This is a genomic window from Pseudomonas sp. VA159-2, assembly GCF_024126635.1.
Lineage (GTDB): Bacteria > Pseudomonadota > Gammaproteobacteria > Pseudomonadales > Pseudomonadaceae > Aquipseudomonas > Aquipseudomonas muyukensis.
The window spans coordinates 1-17,102 of the sequence record NZ_JAMYBV010000023.1 but is presented as its reverse complement, the minus strand read 5'-3'; the positions used below and the strand labels follow the sequence as shown (position 1 = coordinate 17,102).

At 63.4% G+C, this 17,102-nt stretch carries 15 protein-coding genes; 1 reads left to right on the top strand and 14 read right to left on the bottom strand.

Features of this window, described 5'->3' with window-relative positions:
• Nucleotides 1-28: 28 nt before the first annotated feature.
• From odhB to sdhC, 6 genes are all read right to left on the bottom strand, one after another.
• The gene (gene odhB / locus NJG22_RS19355) at nucleotides 29-1,249 is read right to left on the bottom strand and encodes a 2-oxoglutarate dehydrogenase complex dihydrolipoyllysine-residue succinyltransferase (protein WP_253096746.1); all 1,221 of its coding nucleotides are present in this window, start codon (nucleotides 1,247-1,249) and stop codon (nucleotides 29-31) included.
• 42 nt (nucleotides 1,250-1,291) lie between these two features.
• Nucleotides 1,292-4,123 (bottom strand): 2-oxoglutarate dehydrogenase E1 component, encoded by a 2,832-nt coding sequence (locus NJG22_RS19350; RefSeq protein WP_253096743.1) that lies wholly within the window; start codon nucleotides 4,121-4,123, stop codon nucleotides 1,292-1,294.
• A gap of 243 nt (nucleotides 4,124-4,366) precedes the next feature.
• Nucleotides 4,367-5,071 carry a succinate dehydrogenase iron-sulfur subunit gene (locus tag NJG22_RS19345; protein ID WP_012315348.1) on the bottom strand — a complete coding sequence of 235 codons (705 nt, stop codon included), beginning with the start codon at nucleotides 5,069-5,071 and terminating at the stop codon, nucleotides 4,367-4,369.
• A gap of 11 nt (nucleotides 5,072-5,082) precedes the next feature.
• The gene (sdhA, locus tag NJG22_RS19340; RefSeq protein ID WP_253096741.1) at nucleotides 5,083-6,855 is read right to left on the bottom strand and encodes a succinate dehydrogenase flavoprotein subunit; all 1,773 of its coding nucleotides are present in this window, start codon (nucleotides 6,853-6,855) and stop codon (nucleotides 5,083-5,085) included.
• Between the two features lie 3 nt (nucleotides 6,856-6,858).
• Entirely contained in the window at nucleotides 6,859-7,227 is a 369-nt protein-coding gene (gene sdhD / locus NJG22_RS19335) for a succinate dehydrogenase, hydrophobic membrane anchor protein (protein ID WP_011534754.1), read from the bottom strand.
• On the bottom strand, nucleotides 7,221-7,607 hold the full coding sequence (gene sdhC, locus NJG22_RS19330; protein ID WP_023628897.1) for a succinate dehydrogenase, cytochrome b556 subunit: 387 nt from the start codon (nucleotides 7,605-7,607) through the stop codon (nucleotides 7,221-7,223). The genes sdhD and sdhC overlap by 7 nt, the downstream gene beginning before the upstream one ends.
• Before the next feature lie 352 nt (nucleotides 7,608-7,959).
• Here sdhC and gltA point away from each other — a divergent pair, with 352 nt between their 5' ends.
• Complete coding sequence (gene gltA / locus NJG22_RS19325) at nucleotides 7,960-9,249, top strand: citrate synthase (protein WP_253096739.1); 1,290 nt, start codon at nucleotides 7,960-7,962, stop codon at nucleotides 9,247-9,249.
• A gap of 211 nt (nucleotides 9,250-9,460) precedes the next feature.
• On the opposite strand, the gene NJG22_RS19320 is transcribed toward gltA, so the two are convergent.
• The 8 genes from NJG22_RS19320 to NJG22_RS19285 form a co-directional block, all read right to left on the bottom strand.
• Entirely contained in the window at nucleotides 9,461-10,066 is a 606-nt protein-coding gene (locus tag NJG22_RS19320; protein ID WP_253096737.1) for an START domain-containing protein, read from the bottom strand.
• Between the two features lie 33 nt (nucleotides 10,067-10,099).
• On the bottom strand, nucleotides 10,100-10,354 hold the full coding sequence (locus tag NJG22_RS19315) for a YkgJ family cysteine cluster protein (protein WP_217848818.1): 255 nt from the start codon (nucleotides 10,352-10,354) through the stop codon (nucleotides 10,100-10,102).
• Between the two features lie 107 nt (nucleotides 10,355-10,461).
• Complete coding sequence (locus tag NJG22_RS19310; protein WP_253096735.1) at nucleotides 10,462-10,947, bottom strand: hypothetical protein; 486 nt, start codon at nucleotides 10,945-10,947, stop codon at nucleotides 10,462-10,464.
• A gap of 60 nt (nucleotides 10,948-11,007) precedes the next feature.
• On the bottom strand, nucleotides 11,008-12,450 hold the full coding sequence (locus NJG22_RS19305) for a PLP-dependent aminotransferase family protein (RefSeq protein WP_253096856.1): 1,443 nt from the start codon (nucleotides 12,448-12,450) through the stop codon (nucleotides 11,008-11,010).
• Nucleotides 12,451-12,687: 237 nt separating this feature from the next.
• Complete coding sequence (locus NJG22_RS19300; protein ID WP_253096731.1) at nucleotides 12,688-14,304, bottom strand: methyl-accepting chemotaxis protein; 1,617 nt, start codon at nucleotides 14,302-14,304, stop codon at nucleotides 12,688-12,690.
• Between the two features lie 397 nt (nucleotides 14,305-14,701).
• Nucleotides 14,702-15,895, bottom strand: a complete 1,194-nt coding sequence (locus NJG22_RS19295; RefSeq protein WP_253096729.1) for a D-amino acid dehydrogenase — start codon at nucleotides 15,893-15,895, stop codon at nucleotides 14,702-14,704.
• Between the two features lie 196 nt (nucleotides 15,896-16,091).
• Entirely contained in the window at nucleotides 16,092-16,430 is a 339-nt protein-coding gene (locus NJG22_RS19290) for an FKBP-type peptidyl-prolyl cis-trans isomerase (RefSeq protein ID WP_253096727.1), read from the bottom strand.
• 75 nt (nucleotides 16,431-16,505) lie between these two features.
• The gene (locus tag NJG22_RS19285) at nucleotides 16,506-16,919 is read right to left on the bottom strand and encodes a GFA family protein (protein ID WP_253096725.1); all 414 of its coding nucleotides are present in this window, start codon (nucleotides 16,917-16,919) and stop codon (nucleotides 16,506-16,508) included.
• Between the last annotated feature and the right edge of the window lie 183 nt (nucleotides 16,920-17,102).

The following is a 17,102-nucleotide window of genomic DNA, read 5'->3' as shown; positions in this document are numbered from 1 at the left end:
CGGGGCCGGACGATAGGCAGCTAGTTGATTAGATGTCCAGCAGCAGGCGAGACGGATCTTCCAGCAGGTTCTTGATGGTCACCAGGAAGGTTACCGCTTCCTTGCCGTCGATCAGGCGGTGGTCGTAGGACAGCGCCAGGTACATCATCGGGCGGATCACCACTTGGCCATTGATGGCCATCGGGCGCTGGATGATGTTGTGCATGCCCAGGATGGCTGCCTGCGGCGGGTTGACGATCGGGGTCGACATCATCGAGCCGAAGGTACCACCGTTGGTGATGGTGAAGGTACCGCCGGTCATCTCTTCGATGGCCAGCTTGCCGTCACGGGCCTTCTTGCCGAAGGTGGCGATGCCGTTCTCGATTTCGGCCAGCGACATCGACTCGGCGTTGCGCAGCACCGGAACCACCAGGCCACGGTCGCTGGAGACCGCGACGCCGACGTCGGCATAACCGTGGTAGACGATGTCGTTGCCGTCGATCGAGGCGTTGACGGCCGGGAAGCGCTTCAGCGCCTCGGTGGCAGCCTTGACGAAGAACGACATGAAGCCCAGGCGCACGCCGTTGTGGGTCTTCTCGAACAGGTCCTTGTACTTCGAACGCAGGGCCATGACTTCGGTCATGTCGACTTCGTTGAAGGTGGTCAGCATGGCCATGTTCGACTGGGCTTCGACCAGACGCTCGGCGATCTTGGCGCGCAGGCGGGTCATCGGCACGCGCTTCTCGGTGCGGTCGCCTGCGGCAACCACAACCGGGGCAGCGGCGGCGGCGGCAGGCTTGGCAGCCGGCGCCGGGGCCGATTTCTTGTTGGCGACGGCGGCGACGACGTCTTCCTTGGTGATGCGACCGCCTTTGCCGGTGCCGGCAACGGTAGCCAGGTCGATGCCGTTCTCTTCGGCCAGCTTGCGCGCGGCCGGGGCGGCAACCGGGTCGTCTTCGCCAGCGTCGGCAGCGGCGGCAGCAGCCGGAGCAGCAGCGGCCGGGGCGGCAGCAGGCGCGGCGGCGGCAGCGCCACCTTCAACGATCGAGCCCAGGACTTCGTCGGACAGGACGGTGTCGCCCTCGCCCTTGACGATGGCACCCAGCACGCCATCGGCGGTGGCCAGGACTTCCAGGACGACTTTGTCGGTTTCGATGTCGACGATCAGCTCGTCACGCTTGACGGCGTCGCCCGGCTGCTTGTGCCAGGTGGCAACGGTGCCGTCGGCGACCGATTCCGGGAAGGTTGGGGCTTTGATCTCGATAGCCATTAGCAGTGTTTCCTTAAATTCGGTTTCAGGTGCGCGAAGGCGTTAGACAGTGAAGGCGTCTTGCAGCAGTTTTTCCTGCTGTTCGGCGTGCTTCGATGCGTAACCACAAGCTGGCGCGGCGGATGCGTCGCGGCCGGCGTATTCCAGGACCAGCGCCTTGTTGTGGCGGCCCAGGATACGGCGCATGTGGTGCTGGCTGCTGTACCAGGCGCCCTGGTTCATCGGCTCTTCCTGACACCAGACCGCATGCTTGAGGTTGGTGTACGGCGCCAGGATTTCGACCAGGTCGTCCTCAGGGAACGGATACAGCTGCTCGATACGCACGATGGCGATGTCTTCGCGGCCTTCGGCACGGCGTTTTTCCAGCAGGTCGTAGTAGACCTTGCCACCACACAGCACCAGGCGCTCGACCTTGGCCGGATCGATCGCGTCGATTTCCGGGATCACGGTCTGGAACGAGCCTTCGGCCAGGTCTTCCAGGGTCGAGATGGCCAGCTTGTGGCGCAGCAGCGACTTGGGCGTCAGGACGATCAGCGGCTTGCGCAGCGGACGGATGACCTGGCGACGCAGCAGGTGGTAGATCTGTGCCGGGGTGGTCGGTACGCAGACCTGGATGTTGTGCTCGGCGCACAGCTGCAGGTAGCGCTCCAGGCGCGCGGAGGAGTGCTCCGGGCCCTGCCCTTCATAGCCGTGTGGCAGCAGCATGGTCAGACCGCACAGGCGGCCCCACTTGTGCTCGCCGCTGGTGATGAACTGGTCGATCACCACTTGCGCACCGTTGGCGAAGTCGCCGAACTGGGCTTCCCAGATCACCAGCGCGTTCGGCGTGGTGGTCGAGTAGCCGTATTCGAAGGCCAGTACCGCTTCTTCCGAGAGGAAGGAGTCGTACAGGTCGAAGCGCGGCTGGCCCGGGAACAGGTTCTTCAGCGGTACGTAGGTGCTGGCGTCCTTCTGGTTGTGCAGCACCGCGTGACGGTGCGAGAAGGTGCCACGGCCGATGTCCTGGCCGGTCATGCGGATCGGGTGACCTTCGAACTGCAGGGTGGCGTAGGCCATGGTCTCTGCATAGCCCCAGTTGATCGGCAAGCCACCGGCCTGCATCTTCTGGCGGTCTTCGTAGATTTTCGCGACCTGACGCTGGACGACGAAGCCTTCCGGCAGTTCCAGCAGCTTGGCCGACAGTTCCTGCAGGGTCTTGAGGTCGAAGCGGGTGTCGTGACGCGCGGTCCAGGCATGGCCCAGGTAGGGGCGCCAGTCGACGAACAGCTCGCGGTTCGGCTCCTTGACCAGGCTCTTGACCACGTGCAGGCCGTTGTCCAGCGCGTTGCGGTACTCGTCGACCTTGGCCTGGGCGCGCTCGGCGTCGATGCGACCGGCCTGGATCAGCGCCTCGGCATACAATTCGCGCGTGGTGCGCTGCTTGCTGATCTGCTGGTACATCAACGGCTGGGTGCCGTTCGGCTCGTCGGCCTCGTTGTGCCCGCGACGACGGTAGCAGACCAGGTCGATGACCACGTCACGCTTGAACTGCATGCGGTAGTCGATGGCCAGCTGGGTGACGAACAGCACCGCTTCCGGGTCATCGCCGTTCACGTGCAGGATCGGCGCCTGGATCATCTTGGCAACGTCGGTGGCGTACTCGGTGGAACGCGCGTCCAGCGGGTTGCTGATGGTGAAGCCAACCTGGTTGTTGATCACGATGTGCACGGTGCCGCCGGTCTTGAAACCGCGGGTCTGCGACATCTGGAAGGTTTCCATGACCACACCCTGGCCGGCGAACGCAGCGTCGCCGTGGATGGAGATCGGCAGAACCTTGTCACCCACAGTGTCGTTACGACGGTCCTGGCGGGCGCGAACCGAACCTTCCACCACTGGCGAGACGATTTCCAGGTGGGAAGGGTTGAACGCCATGGCCAGGTGCACTTCGCCACCGGTGGTCATCACGTTCGAGGAGAAGCCCTGGTGATACTTCACGTCACCGGAGCCCAGCTCGTTCATCTTCTTGCCTTCGAACTCGTCGAACAGCTCGCGCGGGTTCTTGCCGAAGGTGTTGACGAGCACGTTCAGGCGGCCACGGTGGGCCATGCCGATCACGACTTCCTTGGTGCCGTAGGAACCGGAGCGCTGGATCATCTCGTCCAGCATCGGGATCAGGCTTTCGCCGCCTTCCAGGCCGAAACGCTTGGTGCCTGGGTACTTGGTGCCCAGGTACTTCTCCAGGCCCTCACCGGCCGTGACGCGTTCGAGCAGGTGAGCCTGCACGTCGGCGGAGAATTCCGGACGGCCACGTACGCTTTCCAGGCGCTGCTGGAACCAGCTGCGTTGCTCGGAATCGACGATGTGGGTGAATTCGGCACCAATGGTGCGACAATATGTCTTCTCGAGCGCCTCGAAGATTTCGCGTAGGCTCGCTTCCTCTTTGCCGATGAACAGGTCGCCGGCACGGAAGGTCGTATCAAGATCGGCATTGGTCAAGCCGTAGTGATTGATCGACAGGTCTACGGGCGCAGGACGCTGCCACAACCCCAACGGGTCGAGCTTGGCAGCCTGATGGCCGCGCATACGATAGGCCTGGATCAGTCGCAGAACTTCAACCTGCTTCTTCTCGTGTTCACTGCTCACGCTCCCGGCGGAAACCGGTTGGGCGCGGCGCTGGTTCTTTGCCAGCAGTACGAAATGGTCGCGGATCGTCGAGTGCGATACATCGGTAGCGGTGCTGCCGTCGGCGGGCAATTTCTGGAAGTAAGTGCGCCACTCTTCTGGCACAGCGTTAGGGTCGTGCAGGTAGAGCTCATAAAGCTCTTCCACATATGCAGCGTTACCACCTGAAAGGTGGGCGCTTTCCCACATGCGCTGCATCACGCTTTCTTGCATGCTTGGTCACCCTCGGTTAGGGGACTGATCGGCGAGAGCCACAGCAAACCTGGAAAAGTCCGAACACAGCGACTGAACCACGCCACCTGGATCCTGCTGATTTTCCGGGTACCAGCCCGGAAGCCCCTGCTGGTCTCATATCTTCATAGGTAATGAGCGCGGGCGTCGTGCGCCCTTGCTCGGGTTTTACCTCGGTGCGGGCTCACCACCCGCACCTCGGCTTACTGCAGGTACAACGGTGAATCAGGTGCCGCTTTGCAGCAGCATGTTACGCACGTGACCGATTGCCTTGGTCGGGTTCAGACCCTTCGGGCACACGTTCACGCAGTTCATGATCCCGCGGCAGCGGAATACGCTGAACGGGTCATCCAGGGACGCCAGGCGCTCCTGAGTCTTGGTGTCACGGCTGTCGGCCAGGAAGCGATAGGCCTGCAGCAGCGCGGCGGGGCCCAGGAACTTGTCCGGGTTCCACCAGAACGATGGGCAGGAAGTCGAGCAGCAAGCGCACAGGATGCACTCGTACAGACCGTCCAGCTTGTCGCGATCTTCCGGCGACTGCAGACGCTCGATGGCCGGGGCCGGCGTGTCGTTCTGCAGGAACGGCTTCACCTTCTCGTACTGCTTGTAGAAGATGCTCATATCGACGACCAGGTCACGAATGACCGGCAGGCCCGGCAGCGGGCGCAGCACCAGCTTGTTGCCCTTGACCACGCCCGACAGCGGGGTGATGCAGGCCAGGCCGTTCTTGCCGTTCATGTTCATGCCATCGGAACCGCAAACGCCTTCACGGCAGGAGCGACGGTACGAGAAGCCCTCGTCCTTCTCCTTGATCAGCGCCAGCACGTCCAGCACCATCAGGTCCTTGCCGCCGGTATCGACGTCGAACGACTCCATCTTGGGCGCCGAGTCGGTGTCCGGGTTGTAACGATAAACTTCGACTTTCAACATAGCGGCCACCCTTAGTAAGTCCGGACTTTTGGTTCGAAGGCAGGAACTGTCTTCGGCGCAAAGTTGACGCCACGCTTGGCGACGCGCTTCTCACCCGGGTAGTACAGGGTGTGGCACAGCCAGTTTTCGTCGTCACGGTCTTCGAAGTCTTCACGGGCGTGCGCGCCGCGGGACTCTTTACGGGCTTCGGCCGCAATGGCGGTAGCTTCGGCGACTTCCAGCAGGTTCTGCAGCTCCAGCGCCTCGATACGCGCGGTGTTGAAGGCCTGGGACTTGTCGTTGATCTTGACGTTGGCAATGCGATCACGCAGGCCGGCCAGCTGCTCGATACCCTTCTGCATGTATTCGCCGGTACGGAACACACCGAAGTAGTTCTGCATACAGCTCTGCAGCTCGCGCTTCAGGCTGGCAACGTCTTCGCCGCTGGTGCGCTCGTTGAGCTTGTTCAGGCGGTTCAGGGCAACATCGACATCGGTGTCGCTGGCATCGCGGTACTCGACGCCATCGCTCAGCGCCTTTTCCAGGTGCAGGCCGGCGGCGCGACCGAAGACCACCAGGTCGAGCAGCGAGTTGCCGCCCAGGCGGTTGGCACCGTGAACCGATACGCACGCCACTTCACCCACGGCGAACAGACCCGGAATGATCTGGTCCTTGCCTTCGGCGTCCATGGTGATGGCCTGGCCGTGAATGTTGGTGGCAACGCCGCCCATCATGTAGTGGCAGGTCGGCACGACCGGAACCGGCGCGACCACAGGGTCGACGTGGGCGAAGGTCTTGGACAGCTCGCAGATGCCTGGCAGGCGGCTGTGCAGCACTTCCTCGCCCAGGTGGTCCAGTTTCAGCAGCACGTGGTCCTTGTTCGGGCCCACGCCATTGCCGGCGATGATTTCCTTGACCATGGAACGGGCAACCACGTCGCGGCCGGCCAGGTCTTTGGCGTTCGGCGCGTAACGCTCCATGAAGCGTTCGCCGTGGGCGTTGATCAGGTAGCCACCCTCACCGCGGCAACCCTCGGTGACCAGTACACCGGCGCCGGCGATGCCGGTCGGGTGGAACTGCCACATCTCGATGTCCTGCACCGGCACGCCGGCACGCAGGGCCATGCCGATACCGTCGCCGGTATTGATCAGGGCGTTGGTGGTGGAGGCGTAGATACGGCCGGCACCGCCAGTGGCCAGCACGGTGGCCTTGGACTTGATGTACATGGTTTCGCCGGTTTCGATGCAGATCGCGATCACACCGACGAAAGCGCCGTCCTGGTTCTTCACCAGGTCAACGGCGTAGTACTCGTTGAGGAAGGTGGTGCCTGCCTTCAGGTTGCCCTGGTACAGGGTGTGCAGCAGCGCGTGACCGGTACGGTCGGAGGCGGCGCAGGTACGGGCAGCCTGGCCACCCTTGCCGAAGTCCTTGGACTGGCCACCGAACGGACGCTGGTAGATACGACCGGTTTCGGTACGGGAGAACGGCAGGCCCATGTGGTCCAGCTCGAAGACCGCGGCCGGGCCTTCCTGGCACATGTATTCGATAGCGTCCTGGTCACCGATGTAGTCGGAGCCCTTGACGGTATCGTACATGTGCCAGCGCCAGTCGTCGTTCGGGTCGGCCGAAGCGATGGCGCAGGTGATGCCGCCCTGAGCGGAAACGGTGTGCGAACGGGTCGGGAAGACCTTGGTGACCACGGCGGTCTTGTGGCCGCCTTGAGCCAGTTGCAGCGCTGCGCGCATGCCTGCCCCGCCGCCACCGATGATGATGGCGTCGAAGGAAATGGTTGGAATGTTAGCCATGAATCAGATACCCCAGAGAATCTGCACACCCCAGACGAAGTAAGCGAACATCGCAACGCCGCATACCGCCTGGAACAGGAAACGAATCGCAGTCGCCGACTTGCCGAACGACATCGGCGTCAGGTAGTCGGTGGCAATGGTCCACATACCGACCCAGGCGTGGGCGCCCAGGGCAACCAGGGCCAGCAGACTGAAGATACGCATCGCGTTGTTGGAGAACAGACCGTGCCACTGGGCGTAGTCGATGCCCGGGTGGGCGGCGAGGTAGCCGATCAGGAAGATGAAGTAAGCCGCGAGAACGACCGCCGAGACGCGCTGCGCCATCCAGTCATAGAGGCCCGAACGCGACAGGTTCGTGACATTAGTTACCATACCCAAACTCCCGCCAGAACGATCAGCACCACGGAGATGACGATCACGATTTTCGAGCCCAGCTTGCCGCCTTCCAGCGTCTCACCGACACCCATGTCCATGATCAGGTGGCGCACACCTGCCACGAGGTGGTACAGCAGGCCGGACAGCAGGCCCCAGGTCACCAGTTTGGCCAGCGGGCTGGTCAGACACGCCTTCACCTCGGCAAAGCCTTCCTCGGAACCCAGCGACTTGCCCAGTGCGTAAAGCATGATGGCAAGGCCGAGGAACAGGATGACGCCGGAGATACGGTGAAGAATGGACGTGTACGCGGTGATCGGGAGTTTGATGGTCCTTAGGTCTAGGTTTACAGGTCGTTGGCTTTTCACGGCTTTTTTCACACTGAAGAGCCCCTAGCTAACAGGGCAAAGTTGTTGGTAAGTGTACTGGTCAGGTACCCACCACCCAGGAGAGCGACGACACCCAGCAGGACGGGCTGGAAAGCCCCTGGGAGTCGGCTGCCGAGTATAGACAGTTAGGCTGCTCATGACAACGTGAGGGGCTCGCCCAAATAGCGCATTGCCTTTAATGACCAAAAGGCGTAAACGGGCGAGAATTTCGTGAAAAACCAGGCCTTAGAGGGCGTTTCAACCAGCCTTTAGGCAAATTGACATTCGAATTTATCCCTCTATAGTGGTGCGGGCCCTGCGTGGGGGGTCTGTCTGATGATTTCAAGCATTAATAGGAGGCCACATGGCTGACAAAAAAGCGCAGTTGATCATCGAGGGCGCTGCCCCCGTCGAGCTGCCCATTTTAACCGGCACCGTTGGTCCCGATGTTATCGACGTCCGCGGGTTGGGGGCATCCGGCCACTTCACCTTCGACCCCGGCTTCATGGCGACCGCCTCGTGCGAGTCGAAGATCACCTATATCGACGGCGACAAGGGTGTCCTGCTGCACCGCGGCTACCCGATCGAACAGCTCGCCGAGCAATCGGACTACCTCGAGACCTGCTACCTGCTGCTCAACGGCGAATTGCCCAATGCCGAGCAGAAGGCCCAGTTCGTCAGCACCGTGAAGAACCACACCATGGTTCACGAGCAGTTGAAGTCGTTCTTCAACGGCTTCCGTCGCGACGCTCACCCCATGGCGGTGATGTGCGGCGTGGTCGGCGCCCTGTCGGCGTTCTATCACGACTCGCTGGACATCAATAACCCGCAGCACCGCGAGATCTCCGCCGTGCGCCTGGTCGCGAAAATGCCGACCCTGGCGGCGATGGTCTACAAGTACTCCATGGGCCAGCCCATGATGTACCCGCGCAACGACCTGTCGTACGCGGAAAACTTCCTGCACATGATGTTCAACACCCCGTGCGAGATCAAACCGATCAGCCCGGTGCTGGCCAAGGCGATGGACCGGATCTTCATCCTCCACGCCGACCACGAGCAGAACGCCTCCACCTCCACCGTGCGCCTGGCGGGCTCCTCGGGCGCCAACCCGTTCGCCTGTATCGCCGCCGGCATCGCCGCGCTATGGGGCCCTGCCCACGGCGGTGCGAACGAAGCCGTGCTGACCATGCTCGATGAAATCGGCGATGTCTCGAACATCGACAAGTTCATCGCCAAAGCCAAGGACAAGAACGACCCGTTCAAGCTCATGGGCTTCGGCCACCGCGTGTACAAAAACCGCGACCCGCGCGCCACCGTGATGAAGAAGACCTGCGATGAAGTGCTCGGCGAGCTGGGCATCAAGAACGACCCGCAGCTGGAACTGGCCATGCGCCTGGAAGAGATCGCCCTCACCGACCCATACTTCGTCGAGCGCTCGCTGTACCCGAACGTCGACTTCTACTCGGGCATCATTCTCAAGGCCATCGGCATCCCGACCAGCATGTTCACCGTGATCTTCGCCCTGGCACGTACCGTGGGCTGGATCTCGCACTGGAAGGAAATGCTCTCCGGCCCTTACAAGATCGGCCGTCCGCGCCAGCTGTACACCGGTCACGAGCAGCGCGACATCGTCGAGCTGAAGGACCGCAAGTAAGCCTGCCGGCCGAACGCAAAAAGGCTGCCCTCGGGCAGCCTTTTTTGCTCCAATTCGCCCAGCCCCTCCTGTAGGAGCGGCCTTGTGTCGCGAACAGGGCGCGCAGCGCCCTCGGCCTTCGCAGCCGTGGCGATTGCCGGGGCCGCTGCGCGGCCCTTTCGCGACACAAGGCCGCTCCCGCAGACCAGCCCGACAGGGCGCAAGCTAGCCTTTAGTTCTTCTCGGCACGCTCTTTCAACCCCTTGAGGGTATTGAACGGCGCATCCACCACGAACTTGTTGGCCAGCCACGACGGCACGCTGCCGCCTGGCTCGGTGTGCACCTGGTAGGTCACTTCGGTACTGTCACCCTTGGGCACCAGCTTCCAGAAGCCCTCCACCTGGGCAACACGCACGAAGCCCTTCTCCTCCGGCAGATACTTCGGCTCCTCCTGGAGCTTGCGGGTCAGGCTGCCGTCAGCCTCCCGAACCGTGGTCACATGCAGGATCGAGTCCCGCGGCGTCACCGGCCAGGGCGTGTTGAACTGGGTGTAGGTCCAGCTCTGCTCACCCTCGGTCTTGAGCAACTTTTGCGTCTTGCACTCATGAATCCAGGCGCAGGCGCCCGCCACGTCTTCCTGCAACGCCTTGACCTTGGCCAGCGGCGCCTTGATCACGGTCACGCCGCGATAAGCCTTGTACTTGGAGCCCGCCACTTCGCTGAGGGAGACCTTGATGCCCTCCTCGTCCTTGGCCACCTGCCAGTTCTCGGCCCAGGCCGCCGGCGCCAGCACCACTCCCATGCCACACAGCAGGGCAATACGCTTGATCGATCTCATCATGTTGTTCCTTGTTGTCGAAGATCCAACCTGTCACGCCGCCGTCACCTGCTCCAGCCACCCGATGATGCGGATGGCCTCGTCGCGATCGCTGCCACAGATGTCCACTTGCGCCTTGAAGCCGCCACACACCGGCGGCCGCTCGGGCTTGCCGAACAGCGCACAGAGGTTATCGACATTCAGGTGCAGGCAACGTTCGCCGGCCGGCTTGCCCTGGGGCATGCCCGGGATCGGCGAACTGATGGACGGGGCGATGCAGCAGGCACCACAACCCTCGCGGCATTTCATGACAACAGGACTCCCAGGAGCAAAGCGGGACGAACGTCCCTGGATACTAACCGCTCAAACACACGTTTGAAATTACCGGATGGATGAAATCGCGCATGACCCAATAGTCAGTTGCGAAATTCGAAATCGATGGCCGCCCCTTCCACTTCCCGGCGGCTGTCGTTGCGCAGTTGCAACTGCATTTCGTTGCTGATCAACCGACCATTGAGCTGGAAAGGGCTGCTGTCGGATTCAGGCTTGGTGGGGAACATCGAGGGCAGCAAGGGCTTGCGTACCACCGGCGTCTCCCCCAGGTCCGGCTCGAGATGCCTGACCAACTCGCTGGGCAGGCTCAAGTCGACCTTGGCCTTGGGCAGCGCCTTGCCGACCGGTTTTGCCTTGGGCTTTGGCTTAGGCCTGGGTTTAGGCTTGGCCTGGGGCTTTGCCGGCACCTTGGACTTGACGCTCGCCTTGGGCTTGGCAGGCGCCTTGGCGGCCGCCTTGCCTTGGGCACTCCGGGCCTTGGCCACGGGCTCGGCGGCCTGGGCCGCTGCACTTGGCATCCAGGGCAAGGCGAGACACAGGGCGAGGACGAGAGGACGAAGCGCGTTCATGAGTACCGGGAGCAACCTTTAAAACGCGTATGCTCCCTGTTCACCGCGCATCTGACAAGCCTACAAAAGTGAGGGCGAGGTCTCCTGGCACAATTGCCGGGCCAGCAGGCCCAGCGTGATCACCGCGCGCTCGGCCTCCTTGTTCCAGGGAATGGCGCAATTGAGCCGGATACAGTGGTTGAACTGCTCGGTATTGCTGAAGATCAGCCCTGGGGCAATGCTGATACCCTGCTCCAACGCGCGCACGTGCAAGTCCTGGGTGTTGACCCGCCCCGGCAGGCTCACCCAGAGAATGAACCCGCCGGTGGGCCGGGTCATCTGCGTGCCTTCGGGGAAGTGCTGCTGCACGGCTAGCTGGTAGGCGCTGAGGTTCTTGCGGTATTCCTGGCGGATGTAGCGCAGATGGCGGTCATAGCCACCGTTCTCCAGGTAGGCCGCCACCCCCATTTGCGTCACGCTGCACGCCGAGTGGGTAGTGAAAGTCTGCAGGCGCTGGATCTCGTCCTGGTAGCGCCCGGCGATCATCCAGCCGACACGCACGCCCGGCGACAAGGTCTTGGAAAAGCTCGAGCAGTAGATGACCCGATCAAGGCGATCGAACGCCTTGAGCGCCTTGGTACGCCCCTGCTCGAACATCAGCTCGCCATAGATGTCGTCCTCGACGATCTGGATATCGAAGTCCGAGGCCAGGCGCAGCAATTGCTTCTGCCGCTCCTCCGGCATGGTTCCGCCCAGCGGATTGCTCAAGCGCGGCGTCAGCACCAGGGCCTTGATCGACCACTGGTTGGCCGCCAGCTGCAAGGCTTCGAGGCTGATACCGGTGGCCGGATCGCTGGGGATTTCGATGACCTTCAGGCCCAGCAGGTCGGCCAGTTGCAGCAATCCATAGTAGGTCGGCGATTCGGCGGCGATCAGATCCCCGGGACGGGTCAGCACCCGCAACGACATTTGCAAGGCATCGACACAACCGTGGGTCACCACCACTTCGCGTGGATCGACCAGCACTCCAGCGTCGCGCATGCGAATGGCGATCTGCCGACGCAGCGGCTCGAACCCTGGGCTGAACATGTAGCTGAAGGCGCGCGGGCTGTGGAAACGGGTGACCTTGGCCAGTTGCTGGTGCAGCGCGCGCACCGGCAGGTAATCTACATGCGGCACCGCCGCGCCGAACGGGAACACGCCGTCACGGCGCGCCTCGACCAGTACCTGCTGGATGATGCTGGCACGGGTGACCAGGCCAGGCCGTTCGACGCGGGCGATGTCCGGGGTCTGCGCGGTCAGGGCGGGGGTCTGGTGCACGTAATAGCCGGACTGCGGCCGGGCGCGGATCAGGCCTTGATCTTCGAGGTTGGCGTACGCCTGCAGCACGGTGGCATGACTGACATTGAGCTGGGCACTCATCTTGCGTACCGAAGGTACGCGCTCGCCGGGCTGATAGACACCACGCCGGATATCGTCGGCCAGTTGCTGGGCGATGCGCTGGTACAACAGCAGGTTGGTCATGGCGTTGTCTCGAAGCACGGACGGGATCGTTGTTCTTGTGCGGCTCACTGCTGGAGCCAGAATACCGTAACAGTTGCGAAGTGTACTGGGACAGATCGCAGGATAGTCAAGATTACAGTTACGTAACAGAGGGAATCTGCACAGCTGGACCGGCACGCCGACGAACGATCGCCCCTGCGATGGCGATGCCCAGACCCGACATTGGCAATCACCGCCATACGCCAATGAGTTCAGCCCTCAGGCACTCAACCGCGAAGTCACCTCGCCAAGCTGCGCCGATAGCCCATGCAAGCGCTTACCCGCCTGCTCGGTATGCTGCACCGCCTGCTGGTTGGCCGTGGCGATCCGGGTAATCTCGACCAGGTTGCGCGAAATGTCCTCCGCCACGCTGGTCTGCTCCTGCGCTGCGGTGGCGATCTGTCGGTTCATGTCACGAATGGCCTCTACCGCCGTGGTGATGCGCTGCAGCATCTGCCCCGCCTGCTGCACCTGCTCGGCGCCTTCCTCGCTGCGCTGCTGGCCATTCTCGATGGCCTTGACCGCCTGCACCGCCCCCGACTGCACCGCCTCGATGATCTGCTGGATCTCGGCAATCGACGCCGCCGTGCGCTGGGCCAGGCTGCGTACTTCATCGGCTACCACCGCGAAACCTCGCCCCGCCTCGCCAGCGCGGGCCGCTTCGATGGCCGCATTGAGCGCCAGCAGGTTGGTCTGTTCGGCAATCCCGCGGATGACTTCGAGGACCTTGCCGATACGCGTGCTGTCGTTCTCCAGGTGGCGGATCACCGTTGCCGTGCCGGCGATCTCGCGATTGACCAGGCCAATGATGTCGATGGTCTGTTGCATCACCTGCCCGCCCACCTGGGCGCTGTGGTCTGCCTGGCCCGCCGCCCGCGCGGCATCGGCGGCATGACGGGCGACTTCTTCGGCAGTGGCGGACATTTCGTGCATGGCCGTGGCCACCTGGTCGGTACGCAGGAACTGGTCCTGGGTGCCATGGGCCATGTCGCTGGCGATACTGCGCAACTGGCCGCTGGCGCTCTCCAGTTCGCCGGCGTTGTCCTTGAGCCGGCTGACGGTGTCGGCAAGAAAATCACGCAGGGTATTGGCCGCCCGCGCCAGGCGGCCAAGCTCGTCCTCGCGGCGACTCTCGACCCGCGCAGCAAAACGACCCTGGCTAAGCTGGGCGACGTAATCGATCAATTGCCGGATCGGCTCGACCAGGCTGCGATTGACCAGCCATAGGCTGAACAACCCGACCAGCAGCGCCGAGGCCAACATTACCAGTACGCCCCACCACAGGGTGCGCTCGGCGTTGCGACTGATCTCGGCGGCGCGGCCACGGGCATCGGCACGCAACTGCTCGACCAAGGCACTCATCTGGTCGCTGGTGGCGCGGTCCACGCCCTTGACCGCCAGGTCGCCGGCCAACGGATCGCCAGCGGCCGCCAGAAACGCCTGACGCCCCTGCTCATACGCCGCGCCCAACTGCCGGTGGCTGGCCTTGAGCTGCTCCAGGCGCGCCTTGAGCGCCGGCTCACTGCCCTCGACCAACTGGCCCAGTACCTGTTGTACCTGCTGCTCGCGTGCCTGGAACTGCTGCCAGTACTTGTCCAGTTCGGCCGGCTGGCGCCCGCGCAACAGCACGTTCTTCCACTCCTGCACCTGGATCTTGAACTGCAGGTTGGCCTCGTCGATCAACTGCGAGGCACGCAGAGGGCCGTCAACCAGCTCGGCATAGCCACGCACGCTGGAGGACAGGAACTGGAAGCACGCCAACGCGATCAGCAAGATCGCCGCCAGGCTGGCGCCGAGCAAGCTGAGAATTTGCACTCTGAGGGATTTACGCAACATCGCGGATCTCGGAACAAGGAGGGAAGGAAACGGCGCGCAACCGCGTCGCCGACAGACATCCTTGTCCTCGTTCGCTGGCCAAAAAAAGGCCGCCATCGATCGATAGCAGCCAGGTAGAGCACTTGCGCAACAGTTGAGCAGCATAGTCTCAGGCAATTGCTACAAAATTGTTACAGATCGACTACAGCGCTTGAGGCCTGCCTCGACCCAGCCGGCACCAGCCTTGCTGGCACGCCAGTGTTCGCCAGCAAAGCTCCTAGCGGGGCAATGACAGGCCGAAAACACCCGTAGGAGCCGGCTCGCCGGCGAACGCCGGCGCAGCCGTTGCCCTCCACCGCGGTGCCTGGTTCGCCAGCAGGTTCGCATGGCTTGAGGGGCCTGGGGCAGGCCCGCGCACTCAGCGCAACAGCCTCGCCAGCCGCTCGGCGCTGCCGCAGGCCAGGGTGAACCCCAGGGCGCCATGCCCCAGGTTCAGCCACAGGTTGCGGTAGCCCGTGGCGCCGACGATCGGCACGCCGCTCGGCGTCGCCGGGCGCATCCCCGCCCACTCCACCGCCTGCTGGTAGTCGGCGGCCTGGGGCAGCGTCTCCCAGGCCAGCCGGCGCATGCTCCTGAGTCTGCCAGCATCGACCGACTCGTCATAGCCGACGATGTCGACCATCGCCGCCACCCGCAGCTGGTCATCCAACCTGGCGTAGACAACCTTGCGCTCGTAGTCGGTGAGGCTGACCTCGGGTGCTTCGTGGCTGGCGCCAATCGGCGCGGTGAGGCTGTAGCCCTTGAGCGGATACACCGGCAGCTTGAGCCCCGGCAGGGCCAGGCCGGCGCTGCGGTGCCCGGCGCAAAGCACCAGCCGTTGCACCGCCAGGCGCTGCTGGCCAAGCTGCAGCGCGACCACGCGTCGATCTTGCGCGACCAGCCGTGTCACCGGCTGGCCCAAGTGCGTCCGGCAGCGCCCCGAGGCCTGCAGGCGCTCGGCCAGGCGCAGGCAGAAACGGTGGCAATCGGCGACCTCCTCGGCGGCGGTGAACACCCCGCCGACGAAGGGCGCCTGAGCCAGCGCCGGGTCGAGCCCGCGCACCGCCACGGCATCCAGCACCTGTTGGCTGTCGGGGTCGAGCAGTTGGGCGCGAGCCTGAGCAAAGGCGCCTTGCGTGCGAAAGGCCACGAGCTTGCCGTTGCGCCGCCAGGCAAAGCCGTCGAGGCCGTCCTCTTCGCGCCAACGCTGCAACACCACCTGGCTGTGCAGGGCAAGGTTCAGCAGTTGCGCCGTGTGACGGCGATTGACCGAGCGCCGGCAAGCCAACAGGAAGGCCGCCAGCCAGCGCCACTGCGCCGGGTCCAGGCGCACGCGCAAGCGCAGCGGCGAGTCGCCGCGCAGCAGCCAGCCGAGGGCCTGCCAGGGCACCCCGGCATCCGCCAGCGGCGCGACGTAACGATAGGAAAGTTGCCCGCCATTGGCGAAGCTGGTGGCGCTGGCCAGGCTGTCGCGGGCCTCCACCAGGTCGACCTGCCAGCCGTCACGCACCAGTGCGTAGGCCGTAGCCAGGCCAATCACGCCGCCGCCGATCACTGTTACCTGCGGGTTCATCCCTGCCTTCCTGTCCTGGGCGTCAGCAGCGACAGTAGCAGCAACCGCAGCAAGACGACATTGCCCCGCGGCCGAAGCCGCAGGGCATCCTTGTCGTGGTCGCCATCCGTGGCGGGGTCGTCCGTGACTACGCGTGCCGTTCCGTGGACAGGCTCAAGGTTAGCGCGCCTGTGTTGCCGAATTGTTGCGCGGCCGATCAGTCGTCGCGGGTCAGCACTTCGAGCAGTTCGATCTCGAAGGTCAGGTCCGAATTCGGCGGGATCGCACCGACGCTGCGTTCGCCATAGCCCAGGTGCGCCGGCACCAGCAGCTTGCGCTTGCCGCCGACGCGCATGCCCATCAGGCCTTGGTCCCAGCCCTTGATCACCCGGCCGGTGCCGATCACGCACTGGAACGGCTTGCCGCGCGCCCACGAGGAGTCGAACTCGCTGCCGTCGGCCAGGGTGCCGCGGTACTGGGTGGTGATCAGCGCGCCCTTGACCACGGTCTTGCCGTCGCCTTGCTGGAGATCGATGACTTGCAGCTCACTGCTCATGGCAGGTTCCTCGAAGCGGTTTTTCAGTGGCCGCCGTTTTCTCAGGAATGTCGTGGTTTGGCAAGGCGGGCAGGTTCAGGACGGGGCGAATTGATCGAACACCTGCTGGCCGGTGAGGTTCTCGGTCTGGTTGCTGAAGCAGTACCAGGTGGGTTTTTCGTCGATGAAGATCTGCTCGGTGAAGGTCCAGGTTTGTTCACCATCCAGCACACCGACCGGGACCACGCACAGGCCGGTTGCCTTCAGGCGATAGAACAGGTGCGTGCCGCACTTGGCGCAGAAGCCGCGCTCGGCCCAGGCGGATGAGTCGTAGACGCTGGGCGCGGGGCCTTCGATCTCAGGGGGTTGGCTGCACTGCACCGCCAGCAGCGGGCCGCCGGTCCACTTGCGGCACATGCTGCAGTGACAGGCGCTGACGTGGGTGTTTTCCAGGGTGAGGTTCAGGTGGGTGGCCTTGCACAGGCAGGTGCCTTGTTTTTCCAGGGGCATGGGGGGCTCCTTGCTGTTGTTTTTGGGGAGTTGGAGTATAGGTCGTGGGGGGTGGATCTGGATCTGGATCTGCAGTGGTTGTTTTGATTCTTGTATGCGCATTCATTGGCTATATCGACGCACAGTCACCTTTTCGCCTTTACGGCGACCTCCTTTTGCACGCGGGCAAAAGGAGGCAAAAAC